This window comes from Parafrankia irregularis (assembly GCF_001536285.1).
Classification (GTDB): domain Bacteria; phylum Actinomycetota; class Actinomycetes; order Frankiales; family Frankiaceae; genus Parafrankia; species Parafrankia irregularis.
On record NZ_FAOZ01000004.1, the window covers coordinates 391,250 to 406,510 of the forward strand.

Genomic DNA, 15,261 nt, shown 5'->3' on the forward strand with positions numbered 1-15,261 from the left:
CCGGGCCCGACACGGTCCCGTCGACGGAAAGAAGAACTCCGATGCCCTACGTCGTCACGTCCCCCTGCATCGACGTCAAAGACGGCGCATGCCTCGACGAGTGCCCGGTCGACGCCATCTACGAGGGCGCCCGGAAGCTCTACATCAACCCCAACGAGTGCACCGAGTGCGGTGCCTGCGCCTCGGCCTGCCCGATCGGCGCCATCATGCTCGACCTCGAGGTGCCCAAGCCCGAACGGCCGTTCGTGAAGACCGACAAGGAGTTCTTCTCGAAGGCGCTGCCGGGCCGCGACGAGCCGCTCGGCGACCCGGGCGGTGCCAAGGCCGCCGGCAAGATCGGCGTCGACACCCCCTTCGTCGCCGAGTTCCAGGCCGCGGAGTAAGCGGCGCCCGCCCGTCCCTCCGGGCGCACATCGCACCCCGAGGGCGTCCACCCGCAACGCGAACGGCCCATCCGTCACCGTCGACGGATGGGCCGTTCGCGTTGCGGCATCTCCGCTGGGCGGAATCTGCTCCGTGTACCGAACACCCTCTGTTAATAACGACCTTGAAACGCGGATTTCCGATGTCGTGGCACATCGCGCGCGGCGGGGCGTAACCACAGGTCACGGGGTGTCTCCGCGCGGAGATTCCAGGTGGATAGAAGCGCACCATCGGTGTACGCAAGGTAGTTGGCACCGTCGCGTTCGGCGGTATCACCTGATTCTGGTTGCCTGTCCGTAAGTGGCATGCTACGGTCGGGCCAACAAGGTGGTTCCTTCGTGAGTCCGCTACGACGCTCTTCATGTCGTGTCTTGGGAGGCCTTTACGGGGAAGGCTCCGCCGTCGTCGACGGACGGTATGGATTGAAGGGTTGAAGGGTCGCCTCGGTTTTCCGTGGCGAGAGTGAGCCCTTGTGTCCTCGGCCCGGGCCAGCGAAATTCCTGCCCCCGGCCGGGAACGGAAACGGTTGCAAAGGTCTCCTGGTGCTGCCTGACGGCCCAGGCCGGTGCTGGATATGCGCAGGCCTGACCTGGACTGGCCGTGGCTGCGGGATATGGCGGCTCAAATCTGGTGCATGTATGAACGCGTCGCGGACCATCGTTCCAGATCGGCCTTCCCGGCTATACAGAAGGCGGCCATCCGTGGCTTGTGTCCGAACGGCCGTGTTTCTCGGCGGATCTTCTTATTCGAGGTGAAATGCTCAGTACGGACGTCTTCGAGGAGCTGGTCAGCCGCGTTGCTGGTGTCCAGCGACAGGACGTGCGGTTCGAGGCCCGGTTAAGCGACGACCTGGGACTGGACTCGTACGGGCTGCTGGAACTCTGCTCGGCGCTGGCGGACGTCGGCGTGGACGTCGGCGAGGAGGACTGGCTGGCTGCCGGGACCGTCGGTGATCTCTACACGCGGTGCTGTGCCGGTGGCCTTCCGGGCACGGCGGAGGCCGGCCGGCCTCTCACCGGGGTGCCGCATCGTTCGCCGCCGCGGGCCGAGGCCCTGACCGGGCCCGGCGCGTCGGACGGCTCGGACGGCTCGGACGACGAGGTGCTGCCACCGGAGCTGGCCGGACGGTACTTCCAGCTGACTCCGGTCCTCCCGTCGATGGCTCCTTTCCTGTACGAGCTTTCGATCGCGCCGGACGTCGGGTTCCGCTGGCGTTACCGAGGTGCCTTCCCGCCCTATGAAAAATTCGAGGCGGACCTCTGGCAGGGCATGCTGACGCAGTTCCTGATCGTTTCGCGTGAAACTGGTGAGGCGGCCGGTCACGCTATTTGCTACAACCCTGACTTCGGCCTGGGGAACGCCTATGTCGGCGTCGCTATGACCAGCCGGTACCAGCGGTCCGGGATTGCCGCCGAACCAGTCGTCCTGTTTCTTCGCTACCTGTTCGACGTGTGGCCCTTCCGAAAGCTCTACTTCGAGCTGCCGGAGTTCAACTGCCGTCAGTTCGCGAGCGCGATCGGCAGCACACTGCACATCGAGGCACGCTTCCGGGATCACGACTACTACCGCGGGCGACGCTGGGACCGCGTCGTCCTCGCGGCCTACCGGCAGGACCTGTATCCGGCCGGATCGGCCGGTCGGGGTGAGGGGATCGACCTTTCGAGCGTGTAGCCGGATTCCGATTCGCTCGGCGCCGCGGCGGGTCTACCCGCCGCCCGACCGTAGAGCACGGAAGGATCTTCGATGGTTTATCTGCTTGAACGGATGGAATCAGCCGCACGGAAGAACGGTGCCGTCACCTTCCTCTCGCCGTCGGGAGACGACGAGGTCGTCAGCTGGGGTGATCTGTACGCGGACGCCGTGAACCTGGCGGCAGTCCTGCAGACGGCGGGTATCGGCCCGGGCCGATCCGTGGTGATGTTGGCGCTGGCGTCACGGCCGGCGGTGACGGCGGCGATGGCGACCTGGCTGGCGGGCGGTGCCCTGACGATGGCACCCACGCCGACCCGGACGATGGACGAGGCCGCGTTCGTCGCCGAGACCGTGCGACGCATCAACCGGCTCGGTGGCAGTCCGCTGGTGCTGGTGGGGCCGCGATTCGACCAGATCCTGCCCGGTCTCGCGACCGGTGGGTGGGACGTCCGGATGCTCGACGACGTCCACGCCGAGGTTCGTGGCAGTGACGGGCTCCCTGCCTACGTACCACCGTCACTCACCGACGACGACCCGGCGATCCTGCAACTGACCAGTGGGACAACGGCGAGTGCGAAGACAGTGCGGGTCAGTCACGGGAATCTCGCGGCCAATGTGGAGGCAATCAAGGTCAGGGACGAGCACGACCGCTTCCACGGGCGGATCCTGTCCTGGCTGCCGCTGTCCCACGACATGGGCCTGATCGGCACCCTGATCATCCCGATGACCTGCGGTGGCTGTGACCTGCTGCTGTCCTCGCCACTGGACTACCTGGCCCGTCCGGCGAGCTGGATGGCGCAGATCTCGGAGTATCGAGCCACGTCGACGGTTGGGCCGAACTCCGCCTACGCACTGGCTGCCAAGCTTCTGGCGACCGGACCGGCTCTGGACCTGTCTCAGCTGCGCGGGATCCTGACCGGCGGGGAGAGCGTCGACCTCGACGCGATGACCGCGTTCACCGCCGCCGCGCAGCGTCACGGCTTCAACCCGGCGCTGGTCGTGTCCGCCTACGGCATGGCCGAGACCGTTGTCGCCACGACGATGACGCCGCTCGGCCGTGGCCTGGCTTCCGACAGCGTGGACGCCGACCTGCTCCAGACCGAAGGACGTGCCGTCCCGGTCGGACCGGGCCACACCGGCAGGATCCGTCAGCTCGCCAGGCTCGGTGCTCCGGTCGACGGCCTGCGCCTGCGCATCTCGGACACCGAGACCGGGGCTGTTCTCACGGAACGGCTTGTCGGTGAGATCCAGGTCCACGGCACCTCGCTGACCGCCGGCTACCACAACGATCCGGAGGCGACGGCCGCCTCACGAACCGCCGACGGCTGGCTGCGCACAGGCGACCTCGGCTACCTGGCCGACGGCGAGCTCGTCGTCACCGGACGGGTGAAGGATGTCATCATCCTCGCCGGCCGCAACATCTACCCGGAAGAGGTCGAGCGGGCCGCGGCCGGCGCCGAGGGCGTCCGCCCGGGCAACGTGGCCGCATTTCCCTACGTGCGGCCGAATGCGCTGGGCTCCGAGGGCCTGGCCGTCGCGCTGGAAACCCGCTGGCCCAGCGAGCGGCATGCGCAGCTGCGGTCCGACGTCGCCGCGCAGATACGTGCTGCCGTCGGGGTATCGCCCAATGAGGTGCTGATCCTTCCACCGGGGAGCCTTCCCAAGACGCCGTCCGGCAAGCTGCAACGCGCCGAGGCGCGCCGTCTGCTCGGTGTGGGCGGCAGCCCCGCTGAAACGACTTCTTCCAAAAACACTGTTCCGGGCACCGAGGCGGCGATGGCATGAGCGTTGGGCAGAACGCGTCGGAGGCGGCACCGGTCGTCGGATACAACGAGGTCCAGGCCTGGAACCTGGACGGCGAGCCCACGGCGAAGTCCGACGCCGTCGTGAGGATTGTCGATGGCCTTCTCGCCGCCTGGCGGGAACCAGACCAGGACGAACGCACCCGACGGTTGGAAGGTTGCGTCGCCGGTACGGTCGTCTTCACGAACCCGGCCACCCGCGTCGAGGGGCCGGCTGGAATCAGCGCCCACATCGCTCAGGTTCGGGACCGGCTTCCGGGCTACCTTCCGGTTCGGACGAGTGGCATAGACATCCATCACGACCACGCCCGCTTCGAATGGTCACTGCGGGACAGCTCCGGTAACGTCGGGCTGCGCGGTTTCGATATCCTAAAGTTCGACTCGGCACCGGCGATCCTCGCCGTCACGAGTTTTTTCGGGCCGATTCCTCGAATCACCTACACCTACGGCTCGACCGACGGCTCGACCAGCGGATCCAATGAAGGCCCGTCGAGATGAGACATCCTCGCGGTGCCGCCGCGGACGAAGGGAAACAAAGGCCGTAGCCGATGCTCGGGATCGTCATGGGCCCGGACATCGGAACCGGATAGCACAGTTCTCCACGCGGTCCGCACCGGACTGGCGACCTTCGCACATCAGTCAGGAGAAGAATGGATTTCCGTTGGTCACTCGCCGACTCCTACGACCGGGCGCCGAAGCCCGCTCGCCGGGAGCGCTCACGTAGTACCACGTTGACCGCCGCCGCGGTCGCGGCGGGGGTCGCGTCGATGCCCATCGCCGCCAACGCCGGTTCGTTCAGCACCTCCCTCAGCAACTTTCCCCAGGAGGGCCAGACGAGTCGCTTCGGTGTCGGCGACGGCTACGATCCGGTACACCTCGAGCAGAGCGGCTGCAATCAGCAGCAGATCCAGAGCGACCTGCGCCGCGACATCACGCTCGCCCCGGACAAAAGCTATGGCGTCGTCAACTTCACCAACTGCGTTGACTACACACAGGGGTGGGCTTGGAATATCACTGACCACCAGACCGGACAGTTCTTCTTTCAGTTCTGGTGGCCAGGGGCAAGTAACACCACGCTTACGACCAAGTCCACGAAGGCGTGGTGGGACGGCTCGGCCAAGCCCTAGCGGACCAGATGGGCGCGTGGCCTCGTGCGCTCGGAATCAGGCGTGACCCGGCACGCTGTCCGTCGCGCCGGCTCCCCTGACATCTGAATGATCTGGGTGGGCCGTTCGCCCGGTCAGCATGGGCGGCGGTGGCAGGCCAGGCGAACCCGGCCTGCCGCCGTCTCCCGCCGGATCGCCGATGTCCATTGTCTGGTATATCCTGCGACGGCAACGGTCCTGCGCGAGGTTGGCGGGAAGGCTCCGACGGCGGGCAAACCCAATTTTCCTGAACCAGGTGTTGAGATGCTTCTGAGGAATATCGCCTTTCGTTATGGCCGGCGGGCTCCGGTGGTGGAGGGGCTTGACCTCGCGCTGGACGAGCGGCCGCTGGTGATGATCGGGCCGAACGGCGCCGGGAAGTCGACGGTCCTGCGGCTGATGGCGGGGCAGCTGCGGCCGCGGTCGGGGCGGATCGAATACGCGGGCAAGATCGGGTTCGCGCCGCAGTTCACCCCGGTGCTGCCGAACTTCACGGTCGAGCAGCAGGTGCGGTACGCGGGCTGGCTGTCGGGCCTGTCCCGCCGGGAGGCAGCCCGGTCCGCCGGCCCCGCGCTGGCGCGGGCGAACCTGGAGGCGTTGGCACAGCGCCCCGCCCGGCAGACGAGTGGCGGGGAGCGGGCCCGGCTGGGCATCGCCTGCGCGCTGGCGACGGACCCCGACCTGCTGCTGCTCGACGAGCCGACGGCGTCGCTGGACCCGCTGGCTCGCGAGTCGGTGTCCGAGGTGCTCACCGAGGTCGCGGGAGCGGGGACCCGGCTGGTCGTGACGTCCCATACAGCCACCGAGGTGCGTCCACCGTTCGAGCGGCTGATCGTGCTCGATCATGGTGTCGTCCGCTTCGACGGCTCACTCGGCGAGTTCTTCGGCAACGCGCACGACGACGCGGTCGTCGCGGCCTTTGCGCAGGCTCTTCGTGTCCACTGACCTCCCGGCACTCGCATCGTCGGCCTCACCGACCGGAAACGCGGTGCGAGGATCGGCCCCAGGGCGAAGTCGGGCCTGGCCGTTGACGGATCGGTCCTGGTGGCGGGAGCCGGCGATCCTGCTGGCGCCGCTGGCGGCGTTCGCCGCCTGGTTCTACAGCCAGAGCGACCTGGGGGTCGACTGGTACGTCCTCGGCCGGGCCCGATCCGCGAACGACGCGGTGATCGCGCTCGGGCCCTACGTCGCCGCGATCGTCGCGTGGGAGATGGGGACGCTGCGCCGGGTATGGGGGCGGCTGGCGGTGCGGCGCCCCTGGTGGCGGGTCCTCGCGGCCAGGATGGCGCTCCCGGTCACGGTAGCCCTGGTCATCCTGGTGGCGATCTACGCGGTGATGCTCGCGGGTCTGCCCACCTTCGCGTCGCCGGGGTGGAGCATCCCGGCGTTGTCGGTCGCGAACGTGCTCGGCTGGGCGCTGTTCGGCGCGGCGCTCGGACTGGTGCTCGGCCCCGTCCTGTCGCTGCCGGCCGCTCTGATCGTGCCGTTCCTGGTCCTCGCGGTCCCGAGAAGCTGGTCGGACCCGTTGTGGGCCCGCCACGTGACCGGTCTGGTTGACAGTTGCTGTGATCCCTCCGAGGTCTATGACACTCGGGCTCTGACCGCCGGGCTCGCGTTCCTCGCTGTGATCGCGGTCGCCTCCCTCTGCGTGGCCGCCATCCGGCTCGCGCCGGCCCGGTCGGGCATCGGGCGTCCGGTGCTGGCGCTCGGCATCGTCGTGGCGGCGATCGCGGGCGGGCTGTTCGTCGGCCAGGACGTCCGGCAGCTGGGCCTTTCCTCGAGTGCCCCGCGGAACCCGGACGCTGTGCGGTGCTACGACGGGAACGTCTGCCTCTGGCCCGAGGAGACCTTCGCGCTCGAGGCGAACGTCCAGGCCTGGAAACGGGTCCGCGCGGCGTGGATCGATCTCGGCCTGCCGGAGCCACCGGTGGTCATCGGCCCGCGCAACAGCGGAATGCCACTGCCGATCACAATCGCCGTTCCCGACATGGCCGGCAATGTCGAGGACGCTGAGGTCAGCCTGGTCATCAGGCTTCCGGCCGCGATGCGTGGCTGTTTCTACAGGAACTATGGCCTCGTCACCGGCACGGATAACGATCCTACAAGATTCGAGATCTTGTCATCGCTACTCAGAGCCCGGCTTGGTCTGCCGACCGGTGGCCCCCTTCCGGTGACCGCGGACCAGGCCTCCCAGATCTGGTCGCAGACCCAGCAATGTGAGGAGGGCCAGGCCGGTGGCTGACTACCTCCGGGCCCATCGCCTGGCATCGACAGCCGGCCTGGCGGCGCTGCTCGCGCTGGCGGGCTGGTCGTTCGCCTCGACCACGCTGCCCATCCCGCAGCTGCTCTCCGGCGGATCCCAGCCCGTCCTGTTCCAGCTGCTCCTGACAACTCTGGCCGCGCCGGTCGTCGTGGCGGCCTTCCCGGAGGAGACGCTTCGGCTGGAGGCCGCGTCGCGTCGCCGCCTATGGGTGTACGACGTCGTCACGCTGGTCGCCGTCCTCGGCCCGGTCCTCCTGGTCTCGGCCGTCGCGCCGCTGCTCGGCGACGGCACCCACACCGATGAACTGGCCCGGAACACCGCCCTGTTCGTCGGCCTGGCCCTCGGCGTGCACGCGGCCTTCGGTCAGACGGCGGCGGTGGTCGTGCCGTGCGTCTACTTCCTGGCCATCGCGACGGCTGGCGGCCTGCCGTACGGCGGCTACCGATCGTGGGCTTTTCCCGCGGCGGATGCCACCCCGAGCAACTCCGCCGCCGCCGCGGTCGTGTTGCTCGTCGGCCTGCTGGTCTTCGCGGTCCGCCAACGCCGACCCGCCCGCCCGCGGTCCGGGCGGGCGCGGGTCCCGATCACGCCGTCCGGAACGTCGGCCGTCGGCGCAGGCTCGATCCAGTCCAGCGGCTGACACACAACCCTCAGACACCTCCGCCGGATGCGGGGGCGCCGAACAGCTCCAGGTATTTCTGCGCCGAGTTCGGGTGGAGCTGCGGGTTGAGCAGCGACGAGCGGACGTTGTTCGACTCGGCGGTGTTGAAGTAGGCCTCGTAGGCGAGAATGTCCCGGTTCTGGTCGAACAGGTCGTGCATCTTCTCGATGAACAGCGAGTTGTCGCCGCCGCCGTGGCGGTCCGCGCGGGCCAGCCCCCATTCGGGCACCGCGAACTTCTTCCCGTGCGCCCGCGCGAAGTTGATCACGGTGCACGTTCCGGACGGGACGTTGCACTGCTCGTCGAAAAGCTCCGTGGTGGTCGACGGCGGGTACGAGTCGTAGACGTCGCTGCTGACGATGTCCACGTAGTCATCGCCCGGATAGGCGGCCCAGACGTCGTCACCGTTGGTCATCCGGTCTCGGTGCGCGCTCACGTTGAAGTCGATCAGCACACCCGGGGCCATGGACCGGATCGCCGTCACCGCACGCTGGAAGCAGGTCTTCCAGGTCTCGGTGTTGCGCGGGTGCCACCAGAACCAGTTCCCGTTGTACTCCCAGCCGAGCCGCACGATCGCGTCCGGCCGCCCGTTACGGATCAGGGTCTGCCCGAAGGCCGCCCAGTACTGGTCGTACTGGCCGTTCGCACAGCTGCGTTCGTTCCCGGATTCGGGGAAGAGCGGCTGCGCGATGGAGACCTGCCCCGGGAAGACGCTCTTCGGGTAGTTCGAGAGCGGCCAGTCCGAGAACACGATGTGCTGCCAGTTGTTCCGGACGGTGAAGACCACGGCGATGTCGGACGCCCGCCCGGTCCAGCGGTCCCAGGCCCAGATGTCGAGCGGCGGGTTCGCGTTCGTGCCGGACGGCCAACGGACACCGGGGGCGGCCGGTCCGTCCGCGGTCGGCTCCGGCTCGGTGGGTTCCGGGGCCGGTGGGGCGTCGGCCGTGCCGATGGCCGGGCGCGGGCTGGGCGCGGCGGTGCCGGAGGTCCGCCGCTGATCGCCGGAGCCGGTGGTGAGCGCCACCAGACCGAGTGCCCCCAGCATCAGGACCAGGCCGGCGGCCACCACGCCGATCACGGTCCGGCGCCGGCGCCGGCGTGCGCGCCCGTTCGCCGGCGCGCTGCGATGACTCCCGCGCCGCCGGCCTCCACCGGGCTTCGCGGGCGACTCGCTGTCCCCGCCGCTGTCCGCGCCGCTGTCTGCGCCACCGGGCTTCGCGGGCGACTCGCTGTCCCCGCCGCTGTCCGCGCCGCTGTCTGCGCCGCTGTCCGCGCCGCTGTCCGCGCCGCCGGGCGTGGTGCCGACTGCGCCGCCGGGTGTGCTTTCCGCTGTCTCTTCGGGTGTGTCTCCGCCGGTGCTCGCGGTCGTGCCTTCGGGCATGCCGTCGACCGCGGGGAGCGGAACTGTGTCACTGATCGTGCGGCTCATCGTCGGGGCCGCCGTGACTGCCGTGGCCGTATCTGTGCCCACGCCGGCGGCTTCCGCCTTCGGCCCCGCCTCCGCCACCGTCGTGCCGCCTGCCTTGCTGGCTGCCTCGTGCCGTCGCACGCACTTCCCCCATCGAGCGCCCCGCCGCACACTCACCGCCTGCCGCCTGAGCCCCGCAGGCCTCGGGCGGGGCGCAACCGTGCGACGCCTATGTCGGCGGACGCCGACCCATCATCCCAACCTTGGTACGGGATCACATGGGTGGACACCCGGCAAATGCCACCGGGGTGCCCTCTGACCAGCGGAAACGAATGAGGACAACGGCAGGTGGGAGTCCGGGGAGGGTGCGTGGTCGGGCCGTGGCGGGATCCGGTGAGCGCAGCGATCGGTCGACGATCTCACCCGGCGGCGTCCACTCGGCTCGCGCTCACCGACGCGCCCGGATCCGTACGGCTCGAAGAGTTGAGGCCCGCCACCCCCTCAGGGCTGCGTTACCCACTCGGGAGCGACCAACATCCTTCGGACCTTCGGGCCTTCGGGCCTTTGGCGCCTTTCGGCCGGGATCCCGGATCCAGCCGCTCTGTTGGAGCGACGATCCTCGCTTGGGCGGCCATCACCGTGGGGATGATGACGGGATGCCGTCACCACCCGCTGTTGCCTGAGAGCTTTGAGGTGTTGGAGGGGTTGAGGGGTGGAAAGCGTGAAGGATTTTGGTCGTGCTGACAACCAAAATCCTTCACGCTTGTTTGCTGGCAACGTGGCCCGGCTCTGCCGCTCCGCTCCGCCGCTGCGCCGGGTTCTGCGACACGCTCGCCAGCGACCAAAATGCTCAACTCTTGCCCGGCAGCAACGGCAGCAACGGCAGCTGCTGTAGCAGGCGGCGCGCCCGTCCGCGTTAGGCCGCCGCGGTGAAGGTGATCGGCAGGTTGAGCGGGGCCCGGGTCAACGTCGTGTGGTAGTGGATCTCCGCGTCGTCACGCAGGCGGAAGTCCACCATCCGGCGGAGCAGTTCCTCGAGGGCGATGCGCATGTTCAGCCGGGCGACGTTCGAGCCGAGACAGCGGTGTGGGCCCGCGCCGAACGCCAGGTGCCGGTTCGTGGCCCGCTCCAGGTCGAACGTGTCCGGATTGGTGAACTCGTCGTCGTCGTGGTTCGCCGACGCCCAGTACATGAGCACCTTGTCGCCCGCGCTGATCTGCTGGTCGCGGAGCTGGACGTCCGTCGTCGCGGTGCGCGCGATGGCGATGAACGGCGCGTCGAGGCGGAGCAGCTCCTCCACGGCGGCGGGAATCCGCTCCGGATGCGCCCGGAGGTAGGCCGGGATCTCCGGCTCCCGGCAGAACCGCGCCATCATCAGGCCGAGCGCGCCGGCGGTTGTCTCCAGACCGCCCAGAATGAGCAGCTGGACGATGCCGATGATCTCGCGCTCGGTCAGCGGGCGCTCACCGATCTCGGCGGTGAACAGGGCGTCGACGACGTCACCACGCGGCGGCCGCCGACGCCTGGACTCGACGAAGCCGGTGATCCATTCGGAGAGCCCGGCCCAGCATTCCTTGCCCTGCGGATCGTTGGGAATGGACGATTTCGACGCGAGGTAGGCGACCTTCTCCAGGTCCTCTACAGGCGCGTCGAGGGCGAAGGTGAAGAAGCTCAGGCTCGGGAACGGGCGGGCGAAGTCGTCCATGAACTCGCATTCGCCCCGGTCGATGAAACCGTCGATGAGCCGGGTGACCAGCTCCCGGGTCGGCTCCGCCCAGCTGGCGATCGCGGCCGGGGTGAAGTGCGTGTTGATGAGCTTCTTGTAGGCCCGCTGCTCCGGTGGGTCGACCTCCACCGGAATGTTGCGGACGTGGGTCGTGCTCGGCGGGATGTTGAGGCCCTGGGTCGAGGTGAACGACTGCCAGTCCTGGGCGACGCGCAGGACGTCGTCGTACTTCGTGAGCACCCAGAAGCCTTCATGTCGGTCACTGTGGGTGACCGGACATAAGGTCCGCATCCGGTCCAGGGTTTCCGGGAGCGTCGCCGCCAGCTCCGGGGAGAGATGGTCGAAGTTCCGGGTACACCATTCGTCGGGTAGCCGGCCCGCCGGTGCCTGGGCGGCAGCTGCGCCAGTGGCTGTGTTCGGTGCTGTCGGATCCATCTCGGCCCCCAGTTCCTCGGTTCCTCTTTGTCCGTGGTTCCTCGTCGCGCTCAGGCCGTGTCGATCCAGACCGATTTGACGTTGAGGTAGTCGTCGAGGGACTGCTGGCCCATTTCCCGGCCCCAGCCGCTGGTCTTGTAGCCGCCGAACGGAACGGCCGGGTCCATCACGTTGTACGAGTTCACCCAGACGGTGCCGGCCTGCAGATCACGGGCGAACCGGTGCGCCTTGCCGACGTCGCGCGTCCACACCCCGCCGCTGAGGCCGAACTGGGTGTCGTTGGACCGTGCCACGACCTCTTCGGCGGTGTCGAAGGGCAGCACGCAGGCGACCGGCCCGAAGATCTCCTCCCGGGCGACGCGCATGTCGTCGGAGACGTCGGCGAGCACCGTCGGCGGGACGAAGTAGCCGCGGGCCAGGTCGCCTTCGGTGAGCCGGGCGCCGCCGACGGTGGTGCGCGCGCCCTCCTCCCGGGAGAGGTCGAGGTAGCCGACGACCCGCTCGAGCTGCTCCGCGGAGACCAGCGGGCCGATCCTGGTCTGCGGGTCGAGGCTGTTGCCGACCCGCAACTTCGCCGCCTGCGCCGAGATCCGCTCCACGAACTCGTCGTAGATGGGGCGCTCGACGTAGATCCGGGTGCCGGCGCAGCAGATCTGCCCGGAGTTGAAGAAGACGCCCAGCGCGGCGCCCGGCACGGCCTTGTTCAGGTCCGCGTCGGCGAAGACCACATCGGGGGACTTGCCGCCGAGCTCGAGGGAGACCCGCTTCAGGTTGCCGGCCGCCGCCCGCACGATGTGCTGCCCGACAACCGTCGAACCGGTGAAGGCCACCTTGTCGACGCCCCGGTGCGCGGCCAGCGCGGCGCCGGTCTCGCCGAAGCCGGTCACGATGTTCACCACGCCCGGCGGGATCCCGACCTCGTTGATCAGCTCACCGAGGCGCAGCGCGGCGAGGCTGGCCTCCTCCGCCGGCTTGAGCACCATCGTGCAGCCGGTGGCCAGCACCGGGGCGATCTTCCAGATCGCGTTGCTGATCGGGCGGTTCCACGGGACGATCGCCGCGACGACCCCGACCGGCTCCTTCAGGGTGTAGGTGAACATGGAGCCCGGCACCGAGTTCGGGATCGTCTCCCCGTGGATGCCGACCGCCATCCCGGCGAAGTGGCGCAGCACGCTGGCCTCCCAGGCCGAGCTCGGCCCGGGCCGGCGGCGGCCGATCGGCGTGCCCATGTCGAGGGTCTCCAGCAGCCGGAGCTCCTCGTAGTTCTCGGCGACGGCGTCCGCGAGCGCCCACAGCAGCCGCTGCCGCTCGTCCGGCGTGCTGTTCCGCCACGGCCCCTCGAAGGCGGCGCGGGCAGCCGCGACCGCCTGGTCGACGTCCGCGGCGCCGCCCTGAGCGATCTCGACCAGCGTCTCCCCGGTGGACGGGTTGATGCTCGGGAACGTCGCGCCGTCCGCGGCGTGAACCCATTCGCCGCCGATCAGCAGCCGCCCGGGCCCGGCCTTCAGGAGCGGGATCGTCGCCGCTTCGGGTGGGCTGAGAGTCGACACCGGTGCTCCTTGTCGGTCGGTGAGGTCAGTCGATGAGCTCGTAGAAGGACCGGACCGGCGGCGGATCGAACTGGACGGAGCTGCTGCGCCGCACCCGGCCTTCGGCCGACCGCGCTGCCATCTCCAGCAGGGGCGCGCCGAGGTCGTCGGCCTCGATCTCGTAGACCGTCAGGTAGGCGCGCGCCGCCGGGTCCGCTGTGAGGTGCCCGGCGTCGCGCAGCCGGTAGCGCTTCGCGGAGACGAAGCCCGGAATCTCAAGGATGTCCGGGATGTGCTCCTCGGAGTACCACTTGTTGAACTCGTCCTCCCGCTCCGGTGAGACCGGATGGGACTGAACGACGAACACACCCTTGGCCACGCCGGCCTCCCGGTCTCGTCAACGGCTGGGGCAGGAGCGCTGGTCAGTCACGAGTGCTGATCAGTCAGGAGCGCTGGATCAGGGCCGCCGGGTCAGGGCCGCCGGGTCAGGAGGTCGAGCTGGCGGCGGGCAGCAGCGCCGGGGGAAGCCCGATGCTGCGGGTCTCCAGGAACTCGTGGAGACCCTCGGGCCCCAGCTCCCGGCCGAGCCCGGACTGCTTGAAGCCCCCGAACGGCACCAGCGGGAACGGCGGGTAGCTGCCGTTGACCGCCACGCTTCCGGTGCGGATCCGCCGCGCGACATCGACGGCGCGCTGCGGGTCCGCGCTCCACACCCCGCCGGACAGCCCGTAGTCGGAGTCGTTGGCGATGCGCACGGCGTCGTCGACGTCGTCGTAGGGGATGAAGCACAGCACCGGCCCGAAGATCTCCTCCTGGGCCACCTGCATCGAGTTGTCGACGTCGCCGAGGATCGTCGGCTCCACGTACCAGCCGCGGGGCAGGTGGGCCGGCCGGCCGCCGCCGGCGACGATCCGGGCGCCATCGCGCACCGCGCCCGCGATGTAGCCCTCGACCCGCTCGCGCTGCCGGGCCGCGACGAGCGGCCCGACCAGGATCGCCGGGTCGTGCGGGTCGCCCACCGTGATCGCGTTCGCCGCCTTCGCGGCGATCTCCAGCGCTTCGGCGTACCGGGAACGCTGCACCAGGACGCGGGTATGCGCCCCGCAGACCTGGCCGGACAGATGCATCCCGCCCTTGACCACCGCCGGGACGACGGTCGCCAGGTCGGCGTCGTCGAGCAGGATCGACGCGGACTTGCCCCCCAGCTCGAGGGAGACCCGGCGGATGCGCTCCCCACACAGGCTCATGATCCGCTTGCCGGCGGCCGTCGAGCCCGTGAAAGCGATCTTGTCGACGCCCGGGTGCGTCACCAGGTACTCGCCGACCTCCCGGCCGCCCGGGATCACGTTGATGACGCCGGCCGGTACCCCGGCCTCCTCCGCCGCCTCGGCGAGCAGGTAGTTGCTCAGCGGGGCCTCCGGCGCGGGCTTGAGCACGACCGTGCAGCCGGCGGCCAGGGCGGGCGCGGTCTTCCAGGCGCCGAGGGTGACCGGGGCGTTCCAGGGGACGATCGCGGCGACCACGCCCACCGGCGCGGTGGTGACCAGGCCGCCGCGGTCCGCGGCGGGGTTGATCACGGTGCGCTCGAACTCGTATGTGCGCGCGAGCTCCGCGTAGTAGTCGAAGACGGGCGCCACCAGGCCGGTCTGCGCGGCCCGGGCCTGGCTCGCGGCGCAGCCCATCTCGTCGGTGGTGACCTGGGCGATCTCGGCCTCGTGCTTGCGCAGGGCGTCGGCCACGCGGGCGAGGATGTCGGCCCGCTCGGCGGGTGCCATCCGGGGCCAGGGGCCGTGGTCGAAGGCGTCGCGGGCGGCCCCGACGGCCTGGTCCATGTCGGCGGTTGTCGCCAGCGGGACGCCGCCGACGACCTCCTCCGTGGACGGGGAGACGACCGGGAGGATCTCCGAGCTCGCGGGCTCGGGCCAGGCTCCGTTGATGTAGAACGCATCTCTGTGCATTAACCGATCACGCACAGTGCCTCCCTGGGTAGCTCCCGGCGTGGAGCGTAACAGCATGAGCGAATGCTCGCTAGCTTCAAAAGATCTTCAAGTGCCCACAAGGCGCTGGTAGATCGAGGTCCAACGATATGTGAGCACTTACTTGAGAAGCAACGCGTACGAGCCGGGAGGGCTCGCCGCCGCGCCGAGGGCCAGCGGCAGTGCCGGAGGCTCAGCGGC

General features: G+C 69.3%; 13 protein-coding genes. 8 read left to right on the forward strand and 5 right to left on the reverse strand.

Going from position 1 to position 15,261, the window contains the following annotated elements; genetic code table 11:
• Positions 1–41 precede the first annotated feature (41 nt).
• From fdxA to AWX74_RS08760, 8 genes are all read left to right on the forward strand, one after another.
• Positions 42–383: a ferredoxin gene (fdxA, locus tag AWX74_RS08725; protein ID WP_006540872.1), complete on the forward strand. Its 342-nt coding sequence runs from the start codon at positions 42–44 to the stop codon at positions 381–383.
• 796 nt (positions 384–1,179) lie between these two features.
• Positions 1,180–2,094 (forward strand): phosphopantetheine-binding protein, encoded by a 915-nt coding sequence (locus AWX74_RS08730; RefSeq protein WP_091273483.1) that lies wholly within the window; start codon positions 1,180–1,182, stop codon positions 2,092–2,094.
• A gap of 72 nt (positions 2,095–2,166) precedes the next feature.
• A complete protein-coding gene (locus AWX74_RS08735) occupies positions 2,167–3,900 on the forward strand; it encodes a long-chain-fatty-acid--CoA ligase (protein WP_091273485.1) in 1,734 nt (577 codons plus the stop codon).
• Positions 3,897–4,415: a nuclear transport factor 2 family protein gene (locus AWX74_RS08740; RefSeq protein WP_091273487.1), complete on the forward strand. Its 519-nt coding sequence runs from the start codon at positions 3,897–3,899 to the stop codon at positions 4,413–4,415. The genes AWX74_RS08735 and AWX74_RS08740 overlap by 4 nt, the downstream gene beginning before the upstream one ends.
• Positions 4,416–4,567: 152 nt before the next feature.
• Positions 4,568–5,044: a hypothetical protein gene (locus AWX74_RS08745; protein WP_091273489.1), complete on the forward strand. Its 477-nt coding sequence runs from the start codon at positions 4,568–4,570 to the stop codon at positions 5,042–5,044.
• 282 nt (positions 5,045–5,326) lie between these two features.
• Positions 5,327–6,007: an ABC transporter ATP-binding protein gene (locus tag AWX74_RS08750; protein WP_207550281.1), complete on the forward strand. Its 681-nt coding sequence runs from the start codon at positions 5,327–5,329 to the stop codon at positions 6,005–6,007.
• A gap of 82 nt (positions 6,008–6,089) precedes the next feature.
• Positions 6,090–7,304 carry a hypothetical protein gene (locus AWX74_RS08755; RefSeq protein ID WP_091273493.1) on the forward strand — a complete coding sequence of 405 codons (1,215 nt, stop codon included), beginning with the start codon at positions 6,090–6,092 and terminating at the stop codon, positions 7,302–7,304.
• Entirely contained in the window at positions 7,297–7,965 is a 669-nt protein-coding gene (locus AWX74_RS08760) for a hypothetical protein (RefSeq protein ID WP_091273495.1), read from the forward strand. The genes AWX74_RS08755 and AWX74_RS08760 overlap by 8 nt, the downstream gene beginning before the upstream one ends.
• Before the next feature lie 10 nt (positions 7,966–7,975).
• Here AWX74_RS08760 and AWX74_RS08765 read toward each other — a convergent pair whose 3' ends face one another.
• The 5 genes from AWX74_RS08765 to AWX74_RS08785 form a co-directional block, all read right to left on the reverse strand.
• Positions 7,976–9,535, reverse strand: coding sequence for a glycoside hydrolase family 26 protein (locus tag AWX74_RS08765; protein WP_242666139.1), 1,560 nt, complete (start codon positions 9,533–9,535; stop codon positions 7,976–7,978).
• A gap of 775 nt (positions 9,536–10,310) precedes the next feature.
• Entirely contained in the window at positions 10,311–11,555 is a 1,245-nt protein-coding gene (locus AWX74_RS08770) for a cytochrome P450 (RefSeq protein ID WP_091273500.1), read from the reverse strand.
• Between the two features lie 50 nt (positions 11,556–11,605).
• Positions 11,606–13,105 (reverse strand): aldehyde dehydrogenase family protein, encoded by a 1,500-nt coding sequence (locus AWX74_RS08775; protein ID WP_091273502.1) that lies wholly within the window; start codon positions 13,103–13,105, stop codon positions 11,606–11,608.
• A 25-nt stretch (positions 13,106–13,130) separates the two neighbouring features.
• A complete protein-coding gene (locus tag AWX74_RS08780) occupies positions 13,131–13,463 on the reverse strand; it encodes a DUF4286 family protein (RefSeq protein WP_006540866.1) in 333 nt (110 codons plus the stop codon).
• Between the two features lie 106 nt (positions 13,464–13,569).
• Entirely contained in the window at positions 13,570–15,057 is a 1,488-nt protein-coding gene (locus AWX74_RS08785; protein ID WP_091273505.1) for an aldehyde dehydrogenase, read from the reverse strand.
• Positions 15,058–15,261: the final 204 nt, after the last annotated feature.